Genomic DNA, 18252 nt, shown 5'->3' on the forward strand with positions numbered 1-18252 from the left:
AAGGCTTCGATGCTCTGGTGGATGATGACCTACCGACGGCTCGCGTGTTCTTGGCTGACCGGGGCTACGACAGCGACCATATCCGAAGCACCATTGCGCTACGTGGCGGAACGCCGGTGATCCCGGCCAAGGCCAACCGCAAAGAGCCAATACCCCACGACACCGTCACCTACGCGTTGCGAAACCGCATCGAACGGTGCTTCGCGAAGCTCAAATGCTCACGCCGTCTCGCAACCCGATACGACAAAACATCAGCAAGCTACCTCGGCTTCATACATATCGCCGCCGCTCGCCTCTGGACCAATCAGTTTGTCAACAGAGCCTAGGCCATCTGATGACCAGCGATCTCTTAGTTTCAAATATAAAAGAACCCGAGCTATGCGTGCTCCCACACGCCGGAGAACTTACAGTTCGCACGGGAGTACCAGTTTTGATCCTGGGGGAACAAAAAAATGAGCGAGAATTCCAGCGCATATTGGTCGCCTGGAAAGATACCGCTCAGGCTCGCCGAGCCCTGCATTTGGCGCTCCCAATACTGGCTTTGGCGGAGGAGATCACCGTAGTTGGTGTCGGTGATGAGGTTTCCTCCGAGAGCCTGTCCAAGGTCGTCAGATATCTCCAGAACCATGGCGTACGTGCTCGCGACAAGCATATGCCACTTCCCTCGCACGATGTTTGTGCGGAATTGCTTACTCTCGCGAGGCACGAAGATGCCGACTTAATCGTTGCCGGCATACGCACGGGCGAAAATTTCGTCGAGCGTTTGTTCGGCGGGACAACTCAGAATATTTTGAAAGACACATCCATGTCGTGGTTTCTATCAAACTGACTTCCGACGTAAAATGATCGACCCTCGTCTTGAGAGGCGCGTCACTCGATGAGCCGCATTTCGGGCTGAGGATTGTGGGCTTACATCTTGCCCGTCCTTTGACAATTACTCACGGCGGTATCTTATTCGGTCTGGGTAAAACCGAGCGTCAATACATCGACAACACGGCATTCCGCGACTGTGCCTTGTTTACAGCTTTCGACCATGCGCGAGAGCTCATCGCGTAGTCCCTTCAGATCGATTAGCTTGGCCTCAACCTCTGCAAGCTGCGCGCTGGCAATAGTGTCGACGGCTTCGCAGGATCGCGAAGGCTCGTCCGTCAGATCGAGCAATTGACGGACTTGCACCATTGAGAAACCGAGCTGCCTAGCGCGCCGTATGAAGCGCAACCTCGCCACATCATCGGGGCTGTAGTCACGATATCCCGATGAGGTCCGTGGCGGAGGCGCCAGGAGCCCTTCATGTTCGTAGTATCGGATAGTCTCCGTTTTCGTGCCGGTCGCGCGTCCGAGCTCGCCAATCTTCACCATACTCTCCCCAAATCTCGATAGTCGGCACATACTGCCTTGACCTTGTAGTAACTACAAGGTGCATAGGCTTGCGTCATGAAACGACTCACATACATTGAACCGGACACGTGCTCGGCCAAATCCAATTCGATTGGAGTGGACACAAACGCCCCGCCACCTCGCCAGGGCCGCGGCAAATGAAGCAGGATAAGGCCTACCGCCTTCGACTCGTGGATGAGGAACGCGCGACGTTTTGTCGGGCGCGTGCATCCGGCAACGCTGAAGCAGCCTGGTTGGCGCTGGAGCGTGAACACATCTTGGCGCAACCCTATTTGTGGCCGCATATCCGCTCGCACACCGCAATGCTTGGCTTCGCGATCATACAGCGCGATCGGAAAGAGGCTGGAGGCCAACTAATCCGCCTCGCTCTCGCCCCGCTCGGCAATATTTCCGGTCGTCTCCCTCACGGAAACACGGGACGCGCCGATGTCAGCGCCTTTGCACCGATGCCGATACTCCCGGACCTTGCCGCAAAGATCGCGCAACGCGGCTCAGACGGCGGGAGTCGCTAACGTGGGAGTACTTACAAAAGACGCCGCAGAGCGCCTGTATGATCGCATCGCAGGGGTCTACGACTGGCTCCTTATGCTCTTCCGTGTCGTCGGTTCTGAGCGCTGGCGCGCAAAGCTAATCGAAAATTTGAAGTTGCAAAAAGGCGACCATGTTGTCGACCTATGCGGTGGAACCGGCATCAACCTTCCTCTCTTGTACCGCGCCGTTGGAGCGTCAGGTAAGATCACGATCGTCGATCTGTCGGAGAATATGCTGGCTAGGGCTCGAGAATACGCTGCCGAAGAAGGGATCAATAATGTCGCGTTCGTTCAAGCCGATGTCGTCGAGTTCATCTTTGCCGAAGGGGCGGATGCCGTCATCAGCACGTTCGGACTGGAGATGGTACCTGAATACGCAACCGTAATCGAAAAGGCGAGCGACGCGCTTTCGGCCAGCGGCAGGATAGGTCTGATGGGTCTGAAACATCCCGAAGACTGGCCTGATTGGCTAATTAGTGTCGGTATCTTCCTCACCAAGCCATTCGCCGTTTCACGCGATTATGAGGATTTTCGGCCATGGATTGCGGCTCGCTCGTTTATGGATGAGCAATGGTTCAAACAGCATCTGGCTGGCGCTGCCTACAGCTTTGTCGGCCAGAAGAAGGCGGTTAAAGCGCGAACGATTCACCAATCGGCTCTTGCCAAAACGCACTCTTCAAGCCAATAGAGCGCCGTTCATGTCACGTTTGCCACTCTTTTTTGTGCTTTTGGCCTCACTGCTCTTCAGTGGGTTGTCGCTTGCGCCTGACGCTCATGCGGGCGAGAATGGCGCCATGACGCACGTTGGCGATCATATTGCGGCGCACGGCATGGAGCACTTCGCCGATACTGGCGACACCGAAGAGAGTCAGGATTCCGACCATCCTCCGGCTCAACATCACAATTGCAGTGTCGATCTTCCGCGCGCCATGAAAGAAAATACGGCGGACCGTACGTTCGGCGCCAATCTGTTCGCCCCTTTGAAAGACGCTTTGCTTCTCTCCGGCGCGCTCAAAGTCCTGATTGAACCTCCGATAGCCTGACGATCGCCGTTTGCGGGTCGTTTCGACCTGCGTCTGCTTTATCGTCAGGAGCTTTTCCATGTCATTTCGACATTTGGCTTTGGTCGCTGCGACCTTTGCCATTCCCGTGCCCGCATTTGGGCAAACTACACTTACACTGGATGAGGCTCTGCGCCTTGCCGATGTCAGCGAACAATCCGAGACTGCCACCGTTGAACAAAATCCGCGCCTGGTAGGTCCTCGCGCGGACGCCGACGCGGCGCGTTCGCTGGTGGGTCAGGCGCGTTTGCGTCCAAACCCAGATATTTCCTTCGAGGTCGAGAACATTGCAGGAAGCGGCGCCTTCTCGGGCTTGCGCGCTACCGAATATACTCTTGCCGTCGGTCAGCGGATCGAAATCGGTGGCAAGCGCAGAGCGAGAGTTGATGCGGCTCAGTCTTTGGCGCAGCTGGCAAACCTGAGGGCAGATCTGGCCGACGCCGAACTCGGCTTCCTTGTCCGTGAGCGCTATGTCGCGGCGGCGGCGGCATCCTCGCGTGTCGAACTTGCGCGGGATGTGGTTGAGCGGAACGAAGAGCTTGCCCGCATAGCTGGCGTGTTGGTCGAGGTTGGCCGGGAACCTCCACTTCGCGCGCTTCGTGCCGAAGCCGCTCTGGCGGAAGCGCAAGCCGAGCTCCAAGCGGCGGAAGCGACAAGTCTTGCAGCCCGCACGGCCCTCGCCTCGCTGTGGGGCGATCAGGGGGCACCCCCGCTTGTTCCGAGCAATTTCCCGGGAATCGAACCACCGGGTGTTGTGATGGCTTCAGGATATGGCTTGCAACTGCAGGTGGCGCGAGCGGAAAGCACGGCGGCGGCCGCCGAGATTGACCGGGAGCGCAGCTTACGCATTCCAGACCCGGTCATTTCGGCCGGTGTTCGGCGGTTCGAGGAAAGCAATGACAATGCCTTCCTGGTGGGCGTCTCGATCCCGCTACCGTTCAGCAATCGCAACCAGGGCAATATCGCTGCTGCCGAGGCAAGGCTGCGCGCCGCCAATGCCCGCGAGGCAGTCGCGCTAGCCGACTTCGAACAGGAAGTGGCCCGCGCGCGGGCGCAATATCTCGCCGCCGAAGCGCGTGTCGAGACCCTTTCAACGACATCTCTCCCCCAGGCCGACGAAGCTCTGCGGCTCGTCCGCATCGGCTATCGCAATGGCCGCTTTCCGCTGATCGAAGTGTTGAGTGCAGCCGAGGCGCGCGACGGCATTCGTGAGGCGCTGATCGCCGCGCAGCAAGACCGGGGACAGGCCGCCGCCGAACTGATCAGGCTGGCCGCACAATGAGGAATATTTCAATGAACCGCAAAAGACTGGCGATCATCGCCGGAATTGTCATTCTCGTTTCGGCCCTGATGCTGATGTTCTGGCCTGACAGCCAGGTCGACACCCGCGCGGACGAAGAGGTCGCAGAGACAGAACTGCCCGAGGGGCTCGTGCTGATCGAGCAAGAGCAGATCCGCACCGCCGAGATCGAGGTCGCAGCCGTGCAGACGGGTGCCGCCGTCGAACTCGTATTTCCTGCAACGGTTGCGGCAAGCCCGACCGCCAGCGCACGCATCGACGCACGGGCTTCCGGTGTCGTGCGCAGCGTTGGCAAGACGCTTGGCGACTATGTCCGCCAGGGCGAGACCGTTGCACGGATCGAAAGCGCCGATGCGGCGGCACTCGCTTCTCAGCTTAGTGCCGCCCGCGCCCGCGTAACCGAGCTTTCAGCGGCCTATGACCGCGAGCGCCGGCTATTCGAGGCCAATGTGACAGCGCGCCAGGATCTCGAAGCGGCCCGTGCCAATCTTGACGTTGCCCGTTCCGAACTGAACCGGTCGCAGGCTGCCGTCGCCGCGGCAGGCGTGAGCGGCGATGGACGCTCGCTCGCTGTCACCAGTCCGCTTTCAGGCCGTGTGACCGCCGCTCCAATCGTGCTCGGCTCGTTCGTCGACGCCGGGGAGGAGCTTTACAGCGTGGTCAATCCCAGCGGCTTGCAGATCGAGGTTGCGCTGCCTTCCGAAGATGCTTCACGCATCCAGCCTGGCGACGAGGCTGCGTTGATCCTCGGCGATGGAAGGGAGATCGGCGCTCGCGTCCGGTCGGTAACGCCTTCGCTCGATGCCGAGAGCCGTAGCGCGACAGCGGTTCTTACCTTGACGCGCGCCGTTCCCGGTCTGCAGCCTGGCTCGTTCCTTCAGGCGCGTATTCGCCCCTCGGGCGAATTGGACCAGAGCCGTATCGCGGTACCCGAAGATGCGGTGCAGGTGCTCGAAGGACGCGATGTTGTCTTCGTGCGGACACGACGCGGATTTCAGGCTCGTGAGGTCGAGACCGGCAGCCGATCTGCCGGGATGGTCACGATCCTCTCCGGGCTCGAGCCCGGTCAGCGGATCGCGACTGCCAATGCCTTCCTGTTGAAGTCCGAGCTCGAAAAGGAGGGCGCAGAACATGGCCATTGATCAAACCACGGCATCTTCTCCCATGTCTTCGGACGAAGGTAGCCACCGTCACGGCCCGATCGGAGTCATCCTCGATGTCGCCGTCCGGTTCCGCTGGGCGATCATCGTCCTGACCGTCTTCGCGGCGATCTACGGAGCGTTCAATCTGGTGCGCCTGCCGATCGACGCGGTTCCCGACATCACCAACACGCAGGTCCAGATCAACACCAGCGCTGCTGCGCTCTCACCTTCGCAGGTCGAGACGCAGGTGACCTTCCCTATCGAAACCGGACTTGCCGGGATCGAAGGCCTGGAGATGACACGATCGATTTCGCGCAACGGCTTCAGCCAGGTCACCGCGATTTTCGAGGAGGGCACCGACCTCTACTTCGCCCGGCAACAGGTGAACGAACGGCTCGCGCCGATTGGTGCTTCATTGCCCGAAGGAGCGGAGCCTACCATGGGGCCGATCTCCACCGGCCTTGGCGAAGTGCTGATGTATACGATCGAGTATGAGCATCCCGGTGGCAAGGGTGCGACCACTGGCGGCCGCACAGGCTGGCAGTCCGATGGCAGCTTCATCACCGAACGCGGCGACCGGCTCGAGAGCGAGGTTGCCAAAGCGGCTTATCTTCGCACCGTGCAGGACTGGGTGGTCGCGCCGCTGATGCGCTCGATCGATGGTGTGGCCGGCGTGGATTCGATCGGCGGGTTCGAAAAGCAGTTTCTGGTTCAGCCCGATCCTGCGCGTTTGACCGGCTACGGCCTGTCGTTCGATTCGTTGATCGACGCGCTTGAGGCAGCCAATCTGGCGGCCGGGGCAAACTTCGTGGACCGCGCCGATGAAGCCCTGCTCGTCCGCGTCGATGCGAGGCTGGGCAGCATTGCCGACATCGAAGAAGCCGTCATTGCGACCCGCGAGGGTGTGCCCATCCGCATCGGCGATGTGGCCGATGTGGAGATCGGCGGCGACCTGCGAACCGGTGCTGCTTCACTGAACGGTGAAGAGGCGGTGGTGGGAACCGTGTTGATGCGCGCTGGCGAGAACAGCCGCACCGTCGCAGCCGGTGCTGCCGAACGGCTCGACGAGGTCCGTGCATCGCTCCCCGACGGCGTTGTGGCCGAGATCGTTTATAACCGGTCCTCGCTGGTCGATGCGACGATCTCCACCGTCGAGAAGAACCTGCTCGAAGGCGCATTGCTGGTGATCGCCGTCCTGTTCCTTTTGCTCGGCAATATCCGCGCCGCCATAATCACCGCACTGGTCATTCCCGTTTCGATGCTGATGGCAGCGGTGGGGATGAACCGGCTTGGTGTCTCGGGTAATCTGATGAGTTTGGGGGCGCTCGACTTTGGCCTGATCGTCGATGGTGCGGTCATCATTGTCGAGAACAGCGTCGCGCGGCTTGCTGCGCGGCAGCACCGCGAGGGCCGCTTGCTCACCTTGGGCGAGCGGCTGACCGAGACGCGTCTGGCAGCACAGGAGATGATCAAACCTACCGTTTACGGTCAGGCCATCGTCTTCCTCGTCTTCGCCCCGCTGCTCACTTTTACCGGGGTCGAGGGCAAGACGTTCTCGCCCATGGCGATCACGATGATGCTCGCGCTGGCTTCGGCCTTCGTTCTTTCATTGACCTTCGTGCCGGCGATGATCGCGGTGCTGCTCAACAAGAAGCTGACCGAAAAGGAGGTGAAGCCCATTCGCTGGACCAAAGAGCGCTACGGTCCCGCCGTGCGCAAGGCCATTGCGCGGCCTTGGCCGATGATTGGTGCCGGGGTTGGTATCTTCACAGCAGCGGTTTTTGTGTTCGGGTTTCTGGGCAGCGAGTTTACGCCGCAGCTCGATGAACGCGACATCGCGGTGCAATCTTTGCGGATCCCCTCGACATCGCTCGAACGCTCGCTGGCGATGCAGCGGCGGGTCGAAGACCGGCTCGAAGAGTTTCCCCAAGTTGATCTTGTGTTCTCACGGACGGGCACGGCCGAAGTCGCCAGCGATCCAATGCCGCCCAATGCTTCGGACGCCTATGTCATTCTGAAGCCTCGTGACGAATGGCCCGATCCGGATTTGTCGAAGGATGAGCTGGTAGAGGAGATGGAAACTGCGCTCGGCGGCCTGATCGGCAATCTCTACGAATTCAGCCAGCCAATCGAGCTACGTTTTAACGAGCTGATCGCCGGTGTGCGCGGCGATGTCGCGGTCAAGCTCTACGGTGACGACCTTACCGCATTGACCGAAACGGCGGGCGAGGTCGCGGGTGTGCTGCGCGGAGTCGAAGGCGCAGCCGATGTGAAGGTGCAGCAGGTGACGGGCTTTCCGACGCTCGACATCGCCTTCGATCGCCCGACTATTGCGCGATATGGTTTGACCGTCGAAGAGGTGGCTCAGTCGGTCGCCATCGCGCTCGGCGGACGGCCTGCGGGTCTGGTGTTCGAGGGCGATCGCCGCTTCGAAGTGGTCGTGCGCCTCGAAGATGCGACGCGTGACGACTTTGACCAGCTCGGTGCTCTCCCCATCGTGCTTGATAACGGTGTCACGGTTCCACTGCGAACATTGGCCGATTTCCAAGTTGTCGATGGCCTTGCCGAGGTTCGGCGAGAGCAGGGCCGAAGGCTTGTGATCGTCTCGGCCAACGTTCGCGAGCGCGATCTCGGCTCCTTTGTCGAGGAAGCGCAGGAAGGTGTCTCGGCCGAGGTCGATCTACCACCAGCATCCTTCATCGAGTGGGGCGGCCAATATCAGAACCTGCAAGCGGCTCAGGCACGCCTCGCAATCGTCGTGCCGGTCTGCTTCGCGCTTGTCCTGCTGTTGCTGTTCATGGCGCTGGGAGGATGGGTTCCAGCCTTGGCGGTGTTCAGCGCCATCCCAATGGCCTTGGCCGGGGGCGTGTTCGCGCTCGCGCTGCGCGGCTTGCCATTCTCGGTGTCTGCAGCGGTCGGTTTTATCGCGCTTTCCGGCGTGGCGGTGCTCAACGGTCTCGTCATGATGACCGCGATCCGGCAGCGCCTCGAGAACGGGATGCCGCTCGACGAGGCGATTGCCGATGGCGCGCTCGCGCGCCTGCGACCGGTACTGATGACCGCGCTGGTGGCCTCGCTCGGCTTCGTGCCCATGGCGATCGCCACTGGAACAGGCGCAGAGGTACAGCGTCCTTTGGCTACGGTGGTCATCGGCGGACTGATCACCGCAACGGCGCTGACTCTGTTCGTTCTGCCCGCGATCGCCCGCCTCGTGCTGCACCGCTCTGATGATGAGCGCAGCTGGCGCGAAAAATGGTGGGACCGCCTGCGCCGCAACGTCACGCGCGATGAGCAGCGCGAGCTGGGCGAAATTACATGAAGGGAAAACCGATGAGGAAGCTTGCGAAATTGCTTGTCCTGCCGCTGATCGCGTTTGGACTGGCTGGGCCTGCCTATGCCCAGCAATCCGATCCGATTGCTGGCGTCTGGAGCCTTGGCGATCAGCCCTCGTGTAATACAGGCCCAGCCAAGGTGTTCTTCGCGGACGGGTTCTATGCGGAAGTTGAGTTGCCCGATGGACAGCCATCCGCAGTCGGCATCTGGCGGAATGAAGGCGAAGCGATTGCCTACACCCATGCGCATATGCCCTTCGAAGGGCATGCCAGTGCGATGTCCGTGCGTCACCTGACTGTCGAGAGACGCACGGCCGGGCGGTTGGATATGAGGAACTACCGCGGTGTGGCTCGAGTCTTTCACCGGTGTCCGGCTGATGCTCTGAAGGCACCTTCCGGGCCAAGCCAACATTGATAAAGTATGCATCAAATCTTCCCGAAAAGAACAGCTGCACTGTTTCAAGGTCGTTGGTCTTGGACCCCGACCGTACGTCCGTCGTTGTTTGACTGAGGAAAGGAGTCGAACTTGCTTAGGATAGAAGAACGGGCCGGCCCGATAACCATCACTGCCGGAGGCACACTTGAATCTGCCGACTATGATCGGTTCGTGCCGATTTTTGAGCGGATCGCGGCGCAGAAAGCCGGAACGGTTCCAATGTTGATTGTCCTTATGTCGGACTTTTCGGGTTGGGATCTCAGCGGTCTCTGGCGCGACCTCAAGTTCGACGTGAAGCACAAGGACAGCTTCGGCAGGATCGCGATCGTGGGCGACCGCAAGTGGGAAGAGTGGGGTACGAAGCTTTTCGATCCGCTCTTTCGCGCCAAGATGAAGTTCTTCACAACCGCTGAGCGCGGTGCTGCCGAAAGCTGGGTACGTGAAGACGGAGATGTATCATGAGCGGCGAAGGAGAACTCAATCTCGATTCGGCCGAAAAGCGCCGCACTCTATGGATCGTTTTCTGGCTCAATGTGGCGATTGCGATAGGGTTTTTCATAACCGGGGTAATCGGCGATTCCAACGCGCTGATTGCCAATGGGCTCGACAATTCGTCGGACGCGATCGTTTATGCATTGAGCCTGCTTGCCCTCACCCGCTCCCGGGTCTGGAAGCGCGGAGCCGCGCGTTTTTCCGGGGTCATGTTGCTTGTGTTCGCAGGCGGTGTGATTCTCGATGCCATCCGGCGCTTCATGGAGGGTTCGGATCCGATCGGCGGCGTCATGATGGTGATGGCGCTGGTTGCCGGTGCGGTGAACCTTTGGTGTCTTTTTCTGCTGAAACGTTTGCAGAACAAAGATGTCAATTTACGTGCGGCCACCACGTTCAGCCTGAATGATTTCGTTTCGAACGGCGGAATTATCATAGCGGGTATCATAGTGTTTTTCACCGGATCGAACTGGCCCGATCTCGTCGTCGGTATCGGTGTGGCCTGCATAGCGATCTACGGCGGCATCGAGATACTTCGCGACGCGCATATGGACTCCCATGACGAAAAGGACACCGTTCACGGTGAAGGGAGCGATTGACATTAATGGATCTCATTACGGCTTCGCAAGGTAGAACTCATGTCCTGTTGCTGGTGATCGGGGTAAACGTAGCGCTGTTTGTTGGCGGCTTGCTTGCGGAGTTCAGGGATGCTGGCTTCCGCCCTCTTCGTTTCGCTCTACTTGCTTCATCGGGCCTGCTGATCGCGGTCGTTGCCACCGAACTCATACCTCGTGCGCGCGAAGGGTTGGACATGTGGTCGTTGACATCCGCGCTTGCTGGAGGAAGTGGGATCTATCTGGTGATCTTTGCGCTGGGCCGATGGAGGAGGCAGCAGCAAGCCGAGCAAATAACCGGTAATCGCGACGATGTGAAAGGTAATCGTTCTAGCCGCTATGTGGCTACCACCTCTGCGGCGGCACGGCAATTGAGCTTCGGTTTCGTCATCGGTTCGGTTGCGCCAGTATCGTGGGCGCTGGCCTCCTTTCTTGCTGTGGTGTTGGCATTTGCAAACCTCCCCGAAGGATACCGGATAACAGCTGAAAGCCGAGAGAATGGCTTGTCCCGCATGAGCCGCATTGCCTATCTTCTGGCGCTCACGCTGCCTGCGATCCTCGGTGCGTTAGTAGCCTATATCTTGCTTCGAAATACTGTAAGCATTTTTGCTCCGGCAATATTGGCAATGAATGCTGGACTGCTGCTTGCCATGGCCGTGCGGACCATAAGTGCTGATTCTCATGACGCAATTAGAAATGGGACTGCAGCCCTGATTGCTGTCATTAGCGGTTTCATTGGTGCGTGCTTCCTTATTGCAGGGTTGGAAGCGGCTTTCGATTCCACCGAAGCTGACATTAGGCTGCGGCAGCATGTCGTAGGCCCAGCCTCAAATGATGCGAAGCGCGCGTCAAGAGGAGAAGAGTAATGGGAGCAGATTCCGAGCATGCGGGCCACAGCCATGGAGGACATAGTCACGGCGAGGAAAATCTAAGCGATCGCCAGCTTATCTTTGCGGTGGCGATTAACGTCCTGCTAACGGTCGCGCAGATCATTGGTGGTATCGTTTCGGGGTCGCTCGCGCTGATTGCTGACGCGCTGCATAATTTCAGCGATGCAGCTGCGCTCGGTCTGGCTTGGTTTGCTCGACGGATCGGTCGTCGGCCCGCCGACAAGCTGATGACCTTTGGGTATGCGCAGGGGGAGGTTGTCGCAGCGCTAATAAATCTCACGACACTGTTGATCATCGGTTTCTACCTGTTGGTCGAAGCAATCAACCGGTTTGCCGAACCCCAACCGATCGAAGGGTGGACCGTGATCTGGGTGGCCGGCATCGCCTTGGTGATCGATCTTGTCACTGCTTTCATTGTTTATCGGGGATCGCATGACAGTATCAACATGAAGGCCGCCTTCCTGCACAATGTCTCCGATGCTTTGGCATCGGTGGGTGTGATCGTCGCTGGCGTTCTGATCCTGTTGTATGATTTCTACATCGCCGACCTCGTAATCACCCTGATCATCGCGGGTTATGTAATCTGGCAGGGAATAACCCTGATGCCCCGAACTGTCCGGCTGCTGATGGGCGCCGTGCCCGACGATGTCGAATTCGACCGGATCGTCAAAGCGCTGGAGGAGCAGGATGGTGTGAGGAGCGTTCATCATCTCCATGTCTGGAATCTGGGCGAACATGCTCGCGCCCTTGAAGCTCACCTTGTTCTCGAGGCGGACACTTTGGCGGCATTCGAGAACCTGAAGAGCCGCGTGAAGGAACAGCTCGCCGCTGATTTCCATATTCAGCACGCAACCTTGGAGCCTTGTCAGGAGACCGAGTGCGAACCGGGTCTGATAGCGGATCATAGGGCAACTCGCGCCCCGCACGCAGGAGCGCGGCATGAGCACTGAGCCGGGTCTGCCCTACAAACCTCACCAGATGTCGATCAAGCGGCACAGCAAAATTCGGACCGGGGCTCGGAACTCGGTTCGGCGGCACAATAGTAACGAAACGCACTCAAGAAAGGACGATCCTTGACCGATAGGTATGATGTCATCGTGATTGGCGCAGGCACAGGCGGCTACCCGGCTGCAATGAGGGCTGCGCAATTGGGAATGAAGGTCGCCTGTATTGAGCGACGGTCCACTCTTGGAGGAACCTGCCTCAACGTGGGTTGCATACCTTCAAAAGCCATGCTGCAATCAACGAATCTGCTGGCCGAAGCCCGTTCGGGCTTTGAAGAGCACGGTATTGAAATCGGCGACGTCTCGCTCAAACTGGACAAGATGCTCGCCCGAAAATCGGACGTTGTCGAAAAGCTGACCAAAGGCGTTCAATATCTGCTCAAGAAAAATGGCGTGGAGCGGATTGAGGGAAGTGCCAAATTCGAGGCAAACGATACCGTCCGCGTTGACCTGGCCGCTGGTGGCACGCAATTGCTGACTGCAAAGCGCGCGATTATCATCGCGACAGGTTCGGAAGTCGCTGGGCTGCCGGGCGTGGACATCGATGAAGAGCGGATCCTTTCTTCTACCGGTGCCCTGGAACTGCAGGAAGTGCCCGAGCATCTTGTCGTCGTGGGAGCCGGATACATCGGCTTGGAGCTTGGCTCGGTGTGGCGGCGGCTTGGAGCCAAGGTCACAGTCATCGAATATGCTGAAGGAATAGTCCCTTCAATGGACCGCGAAATCGCGCGAGAGTTTGAGAAACTCTTGCGCCAGCAAGGGCTGGAATTCCGTTTCGGCACAAAGGTCACGGGCGCCGAGCGCGCGCGTAAGAAGGTCAAGATAAGTTGCGAAACCGTTGACGGCGGTGATGTCGATCAGATCACCGCCGATGCTCTTCTCGTTTCCATTGGACGTCAGGCCTACACAGCTGGCTTGGGTCTTGATGTCGTTGGTGTTGAACTTGACGAGCGGGGAAGGATTCCGGTCGGGCCAAGGTTCGAGACCAATGTCGCAAACATCTTCGCGGTTGGTGATGTCATTCCGGGACCGATGCTGGCGCACAAGTCGACCCTTGATGGTGTGCGATGCGCGGAAGGCCTTGCGGGCCAATATCCGGGAGTGGACTACAATACAGTCCCTTCGGTGATTTACACCTCTCCGGAGGTCGCGAGCGTTGGAAAGACTGAAGAAGAGCTTCAGGCGCAAGGCATCGCTTACAAAAGCGGTACATTTCCATTTTCTGCTAACAGCAGAGCTCGCTGCAATGGCGACACTCGCGGCCTCACAAAAATTCTCGCTGACGCCAACAGCGACCGGCTGCTCGGTATTCATATCGTGGGTCCTGAGGCGGGGAGTATAATTCACGAGGCTGTGGTGGCGATGGAGTTCGGCGGTTCCAGCGAAGATCTGGCGCTCACAGTACATGCGCACCCGACTTTACCGGAATCGATCAAGGAAGCCGCTTTGGTCCTGCTAGGCCAGGGAATGCATATCTAACGACAATCATTGGAAACGAAGTTGAACGACAAAACATCAGGCCCACCGAATGGTGCCGCTCACGAACATGCCCATGGCGGAATCTTCGGGGAACGCACCGAGCTCATATTTGCTTTGCTATCCGGTGCCTTCCTCGCGGTTGGCTTTACCATTGAAAAGCTGGTCGAGAGCGGTCCAGACTGGGCCCCGCTAGCTTGTTACGTAGCTGCCTATTTCTTCGGGGGTTTCTATACCCTCAAGGAAGCGATCGACAACGCGCGGGCACGCAAGTTCAAGATCGACTCCCTGATGCTGGTCGCTGCGACCGGCGCAGCGATCCTAGGGGAATTCGCCGAAGGCGCTCTGCTGCTGTTCTTGTTCAGTATCGGTCATGCGCTCGAAAATTATGCGATGGGCCGCGCCAAGCGTGCCATCGATGCGCTGGCGGAGCTTGCTCCCGACACGGCCACGCTGCTGCGCGCTGGCGAACAAGTTACTGTGTCGGTGGAGGAAATGGTGGTCGGAGATGTGGTGCTTGTGAGGCCTAACGAGCGCCTTGCGGCTGACGGTTTTGTTATCGATGGCCAATCTGCGATCAATCAGGCACCGGTCACCGGTGAAAGTATACCCGTGGACAAGCGACCGGTTTCTGATCGGGCAATAGCTCGACAAAACACCACGGCGATCGCAGCCCAATCGCAAGTGTTCGCAGGCACGATCAATGGTAGCGGCGCGCTTGAGATCGAAGTCACGCGCAAAGCGAGCGAGAGCACGCTCAGCAAGGTTGCCGAGCTGGTGGCGACGGCGGAGACCGAGCGCTCTCCCACACAGCGGATGACCGATAAGTTCGAACGAATATTCGTGCCGCTGGTGCTGGCGCTGGCTGTATTGCTGCTCTTCGCCCCGTTCGTGATTGACGAGCCATTCAGTGAGAGTTTCTATCGCTCCATGGCTGTTCTCGTGGCAGCCAGCCCATGCGCATTGGCCATTGCCACACCGAGCGCGGTCCTTTCCGGCATTGGGCGCGCTGCACGCGGCGGAGTGCTCATAAAGGGCGGTGCAGCGCTCGAGGATCTCGGCACGCTGAAGGCTATGGCTTTCGACAAGACCGGGACGCTTACCGAGGGCGAGCCCCGCATCACGGATGTGATCCCCATCGGCGCGGCATCTGAAGAGCAATTGCTCTCGGTCGCTGTTGCTGTCGAACGCTTGAGCGATCATCCTTTGGCGCAGGCCGTTGTCCGCGACGGCTTGGATCGGCTAAAAGGGCAGGATTTAGCGAAAGCTTCTGATCTGAAAAGCCTTACAGGTCGAGGCGTGATCGCCCAGCTGAACGGCGAAACCGCGTGGATCGGTAAGGCCGAGATGTTCGGAGCTGAGGGGATCGAGCCACTAGACCTTGCGGCGGCAGATGCAATTGCCCGGCTGCGCGAGCAAGGCCGAACAACGATGGCGGTGCGTCTCGGTGATCGCGACCTAGGCGTTATCGGTTTGATGGATACGGCGCGTGAAGGTGCAAGCGAGGCGCTTGCAGAGCTGCGCTCATTGGGGATCGAGCGGATGCTGATGATTTCCGGCGATCACACCAAAGTGGCGGAGGCAATCGGCCGAGAGGTTGGTCTCGACGAAGCCCGCGGCGATCTGATGCCGCAGGACAAGGTCGATACGATCGACGCGCTCAGCCGCGAAGCAAAAGTTGCAATGGTCGGCGATGGTGTAAACGATGCGCCAGCGATGGCTAAGGCTACCGTTGGCATCGCAATGGGGGCGGCAGGATCGGACGTCGCGCTTGAAACAGCCGATGTCGCCCTGATGGCTGACGATCTTCGCCACCTTCCGTTTGCTGTCGGGCTCTCGCGCCAATCGCGAGCGATAATCAGGCAGAACGTTTATGTCAGTTTAGGCATCGTAGCGATCCTCGTTCCGGCGACGATCTTCGGCCTGGGTATCGGCCCGGCAGTCATAGCACATGAGGGATCGACTTTGCTGGTCGTGTTCAATGCTCTGCGATTGCTTGCATACAAGGACGGGTAGACCCGGCCGATGCGCTTGAGATGGTCAAGCGCAGGAGAGCGGCCAATAGCTCCACAAAATCCATTCCGCAGATAGCTGCCTACTTACACTGCAAAACCGCAAATTTACCCGCTACGGAAAACCTCGAAAAGGTCTTTTTGCTCTTGCGAGTCATTTGCAACAAAGGTAGGGATCGGTCTCCAAACCCGGAGAACAGGAAGTCTTTATGTATCGTGCCGCCGTCTCGTCCTTGGCGATCGCCCTATCCACCCCTGCGTTGGCCCAGGAACATACCGGGCCTGAGAGCGAAAAGAGCGGAGCCGAGCAAATTGCGGCCGACCGCGAAGATAATACGAGCGGGTCTATCATCGTGATCGGCGGCCATATTGATCCCTATCGCATCGCGGGCTCGGCCGATCTGATCGACACCGAGGATTTGCGCCGGTTCGATCACGGCGACGTAAACCGCGTCCTGCGGCAGGTTCCCGGCGTTAATACGCAGGAAGAAGATGGGTTCGGCCTGTTCCCGAACATCGGTCTGCGCGGCAGTCCGGTCGAACGCTCAAGCAATATTACTCTGATGGAAGACGGCGTTCTGATTGCGCCTGCTCCCTATGCTGCTCCGGCCGCTTACTATTTCCCGGCCATCGGACGTATGCAAGCGGTCGAGGTTACGAAAGGCGCTGCTGCTATTCGCTATGGCCCCCGTACGATTGGCGGAGCGGTCAACCTCCGGTCGACCGATATTCCGACCGACGAATTGGCAGGCTACGCATCAGGCCAATACGGTTCGCGCGGCTACTATCAGGGGCAGGCCTGGATCGGCGGTGACACCGACTATGTCGGAGCGCTGATCGAAACCTATCAGCAGGGCGGCGACGGCTTCAAAACGATTGATGGGTTTCCAGACGCGGACACTGGCTTCGAGCGACAGGATTACCGTGGGCGTTTTGCTGTTCACACCGCACCGGACGCGCCTGTCGAAGCGCGACTGGAGTTTGTCTATGGTCGATCGGACCTTGAGGCCAGTGAGACCTATCTTGGGCTGGCCGATGCCGACTTCGCGGCAGATCCCTATCGCCGCTACGCCGCTAGCCAGCGCGACGCGTTCACCGGAGAGCATGACCAATATCGCGTCATTGGCAGGCTATCGTTTGCCGACGAAACGAGAATAACCGCCACGCTGTATCGCAATGACTTCAGTCGCACCTGGTCAAAACTTCAGGATATCGACTTCGATGGAGACGGTAGCTTCGATTCGATTCAATCGGTGTTCGATAACCCCGATGACAATGCCGAGGCACTCGGCATTCTGCGCGGAGCCGACACTGCGAGCGGTGCAGTCCGCATCCGCAACAACAATCGCGTCTATCGTAGCGAAGGCGCTCAGATCTCACTGGAACGGCCGTTCGAGACTGGCGCATTACGCCACAACCTTGCGGTGTCGATCCGCTATCACGAGGATGAGGAGGATAGGCTGCAAAACGAGGAATTCTACTCCCAGATCGGTGGCGAGCTGGTCTTTGAGCGTCAGACCGATATCGGCCAGCAGGCCAACCGGGAGGCGAAAGCGACGGCGATCGCCTTCTACGTAGAAGACCGGATCGAGATTGGCGCGCTCACGCTGACACCCGGCTTGAGGTATGAAGGGATCGATTTGACCCGGTTGGACTACGCCGGATCGGACCCGGATCGATCCACCGGTCCTACCCGCGTTCGCCGGACCAATATCGACCAGTGGCTACCTGCTCTGGGCGCTACTTACGAAATGGGCGATGCAATCCTGCTGGCAGGAGTGTCGCGCGGCTTCTCCCCTCCCGGACCGGGCAATCCCGACGCGCGCGCCGAGAAAAGCTGGAATTACGAGGCGGGGGTCCGCTATCGGACCGACGAAATCCAGGTTTCTGCCATCGGCTTCTACAACGACTATTCCAATCTGCTTGGCAACTGCACCCAATCCGTGGGCTGCACCACCGGTGATATCGGCGATCAGTTTAATGGCGGTGCGGTAACGGTTCAGGGCCTGGAATTCTCGATAGCGACCGAGCCACGCGCCTCCGACACAATCTCGTTCCCCATGTCTCTCGCCTATACATTCACGGACGCAAAATTCGACAGCAGCTTCGAAAGCGACTTTTTCGGCAATGTGAACGAAGGCGATGCCCTTCCCTATATCGCTCGGCATCAAGTTTATTTCGAAGCCGGCGTAAGCGTAGGACGCGCCGCAGCCACCCTGGGCGCCAACTATGTTTCGGATCTGCGGGATGATCCCGGAAGCGGTGCTATCGGGGTAGTCGATGTAGTGGATGAGCGGATCATCTTTGATCTTGCGGGGAATTTCGCTCTGACAGACAGGATCGCCCTGTTTGCGCGGGTCGATAACCTATTCGATGACCAATACGCAGTCAGTCGGCGCCCCCTCGGTCTGCGTCCCGGGGTGCCACAGCGGTTCGTCGGTGGTGCGAGGGTCAGCTTTTAGAATGCCGCATAAGGCTTGTCGCGTTGATATTCGCACCCGTCTTCCTTTTGCGTGCTTGCAGGCGTGAACTAAGTTGAAAGCCTATTTTAGCCGTAAATCAAATGCA

Annotated in this window: 17 protein-coding genes and 1 pseudogene; 16 read left to right on the forward strand and 2 right to left on the reverse strand. The window is 58.9% G+C overall.

What is annotated here, in order from left to right; translation table 11 throughout:
• Together G410_RS0113905 and G410_RS18070 are read left to right on the forward strand one after the other, a co-directional pair.
• Positions 1-326, forward strand: a 326-nt coding sequence (locus G410_RS0113905; protein ID WP_022674276.1) for an IS5/IS1182 family transposase, incomplete at its 5' end; no start/stop codon positions are given.
• Positions 327-334: 8 nt separating this feature from the next.
• Positions 335-829 (forward strand): universal stress protein, encoded by a 495-nt coding sequence (locus G410_RS18070; protein WP_162604102.1) that lies wholly within the window; start codon positions 335-337, stop codon positions 827-829.
• Positions 830-951: 122 nt separating this feature from the next.
• On the opposite strand, the gene G410_RS0113915 is transcribed toward G410_RS18070, so the two are convergent.
• Positions 952-1356, reverse strand: a complete 405-nt coding sequence (locus tag G410_RS0113915; RefSeq protein WP_084489268.1) for a MerR family transcriptional regulator — start codon at positions 1354-1356, stop codon at positions 952-954.
• A gap of 179 nt (positions 1357-1535) precedes the next feature.
• On the opposite strand from G410_RS0113915, the gene G410_RS0113920 reads away from it, so the two are divergent.
• Together G410_RS0113920 and G410_RS16935 are read left to right on the forward strand one after the other, a co-directional pair.
• Positions 1536-1910 carry a DUF3703 domain-containing protein gene (locus G410_RS0113920; protein ID WP_022674279.1) on the forward strand — a complete coding sequence of 125 codons (375 nt, stop codon included), beginning with the start codon at positions 1536-1538 and terminating at the stop codon, positions 1908-1910.
• Position 1911: 1 nt separating this feature from the next.
• Positions 1912-2616 carry a class I SAM-dependent methyltransferase gene (locus G410_RS16935; protein WP_022674280.1) on the forward strand — a complete coding sequence of 235 codons (705 nt, stop codon included), beginning with the start codon at positions 1912-1914 and terminating at the stop codon, positions 2614-2616.
• 46 nt (positions 2617-2662) lie between these two features.
• Here the strand turns inward: G410_RS16935 and G410_RS18150 are convergent, their stop codons facing one another.
• A complete protein-coding gene (locus tag G410_RS18150) occupies positions 2663-3031 on the reverse strand; it encodes a hypothetical protein (protein WP_022674281.1) in 369 nt (122 codons plus the stop codon).
• Here G410_RS18150 and G410_RS18335 point away from each other — a divergent pair.
• The 12 genes and pseudogenes from G410_RS18335 to G410_RS0113985 form a co-directional block, all read left to right on the forward strand.
• Positions 3030-3623: pseudogene (locus G410_RS18335) on the forward strand (TolC family protein); the annotation flags it as partial. The gene G410_RS18150 and the pseudogene G410_RS18335 overlap by 2 nt on opposite strands.
• A 141-nt stretch (positions 3624-3764) precedes the next feature.
• A complete protein-coding gene (locus tag G410_RS18340; RefSeq protein WP_245559377.1) occupies positions 3765-4271 on the forward strand; it encodes a TolC family protein in 507 nt (168 codons plus the stop codon).
• A gap of 11 nt (positions 4272-4282) precedes the next feature.
• Positions 4283-5431 (forward strand): efflux RND transporter periplasmic adaptor subunit, encoded by a 1149-nt coding sequence (locus G410_RS0113940; RefSeq protein WP_022674283.1) that lies wholly within the window; start codon positions 4283-4285, stop codon positions 5429-5431.
• A 22-nt stretch (positions 5432-5453) separates the two neighbouring features.
• Positions 5454-8750, forward strand: coding sequence for an efflux RND transporter permease subunit (locus G410_RS0113945; RefSeq protein ID WP_022674284.1), 3297 nt, complete (start codon positions 5454-5456; stop codon positions 8748-8750).
• Positions 8751-8761: 11 nt separating this feature from the next.
• Positions 8762-9178: a hypothetical protein gene (locus G410_RS0113950; protein WP_245559371.1), complete on the forward strand. Its 417-nt coding sequence runs from the start codon at positions 8762-8764 to the stop codon at positions 9176-9178.
• 111 nt (positions 9179-9289) lie between these two features.
• On the forward strand, positions 9290-9661 hold the full coding sequence (locus tag G410_RS0113955; protein ID WP_022674286.1) for a SpoIIAA family protein: 372 nt from the start codon (positions 9290-9292) through the stop codon (positions 9659-9661).
• The gene (locus tag G410_RS0113960; protein WP_022674287.1) at positions 9658-10287 is read left to right on the forward strand and encodes a cation diffusion facilitator family transporter; all 630 of its coding nucleotides are present in this window, start codon (positions 9658-9660) and stop codon (positions 10285-10287) included. Before G410_RS0113955 ends, G410_RS0113960 begins: the two co-directional genes overlap by 4 nt.
• 5 nt (positions 10288-10292) lie before the next feature.
• Positions 10293-11168 (forward strand): ZIP family metal transporter, encoded by an 876-nt coding sequence (locus G410_RS17510; RefSeq protein WP_022674288.1) that lies wholly within the window; start codon positions 10293-10295, stop codon positions 11166-11168.
• Positions 11168-12142, forward strand: coding sequence for a cation diffusion facilitator family transporter (locus tag G410_RS0113970; protein ID WP_022674289.1), 975 nt, complete (start codon positions 11168-11170; stop codon positions 12140-12142). Before G410_RS17510 ends, G410_RS0113970 begins: the two co-directional genes overlap by 1 nt.
• Positions 12143-12325: 183 nt before the next feature.
• The gene (gene lpdA, locus G410_RS0113975; RefSeq protein WP_022674290.1) at positions 12326-13675 is read left to right on the forward strand and encodes a dihydrolipoyl dehydrogenase; all 1350 of its coding nucleotides are present in this window, start codon (positions 12326-12328) and stop codon (positions 13673-13675) included.
• A gap of 21 nt (positions 13676-13696) precedes the next feature.
• The gene (locus tag G410_RS16945) at positions 13697-15688 is read left to right on the forward strand and encodes a heavy metal translocating P-type ATPase (protein ID WP_245559372.1); all 1992 of its coding nucleotides are present in this window, start codon (positions 13697-13699) and stop codon (positions 15686-15688) included.
• A gap of 205 nt (positions 15689-15893) precedes the next feature.
• Positions 15894-18146, forward strand: coding sequence for a TonB-dependent receptor family protein (locus G410_RS0113985; protein WP_022674292.1), 2253 nt, complete (start codon positions 15894-15896; stop codon positions 18144-18146).
• Positions 18147-18252: the final 106 nt, after the last annotated feature.

The organism is Novosphingopyxis baekryungensis DSM 16222, from assembly GCF_000420305.1.
GTDB lineage: Bacteria > Pseudomonadota > Alphaproteobacteria > Sphingomonadales > Sphingomonadaceae > Novosphingopyxis > Novosphingopyxis baekryungensis.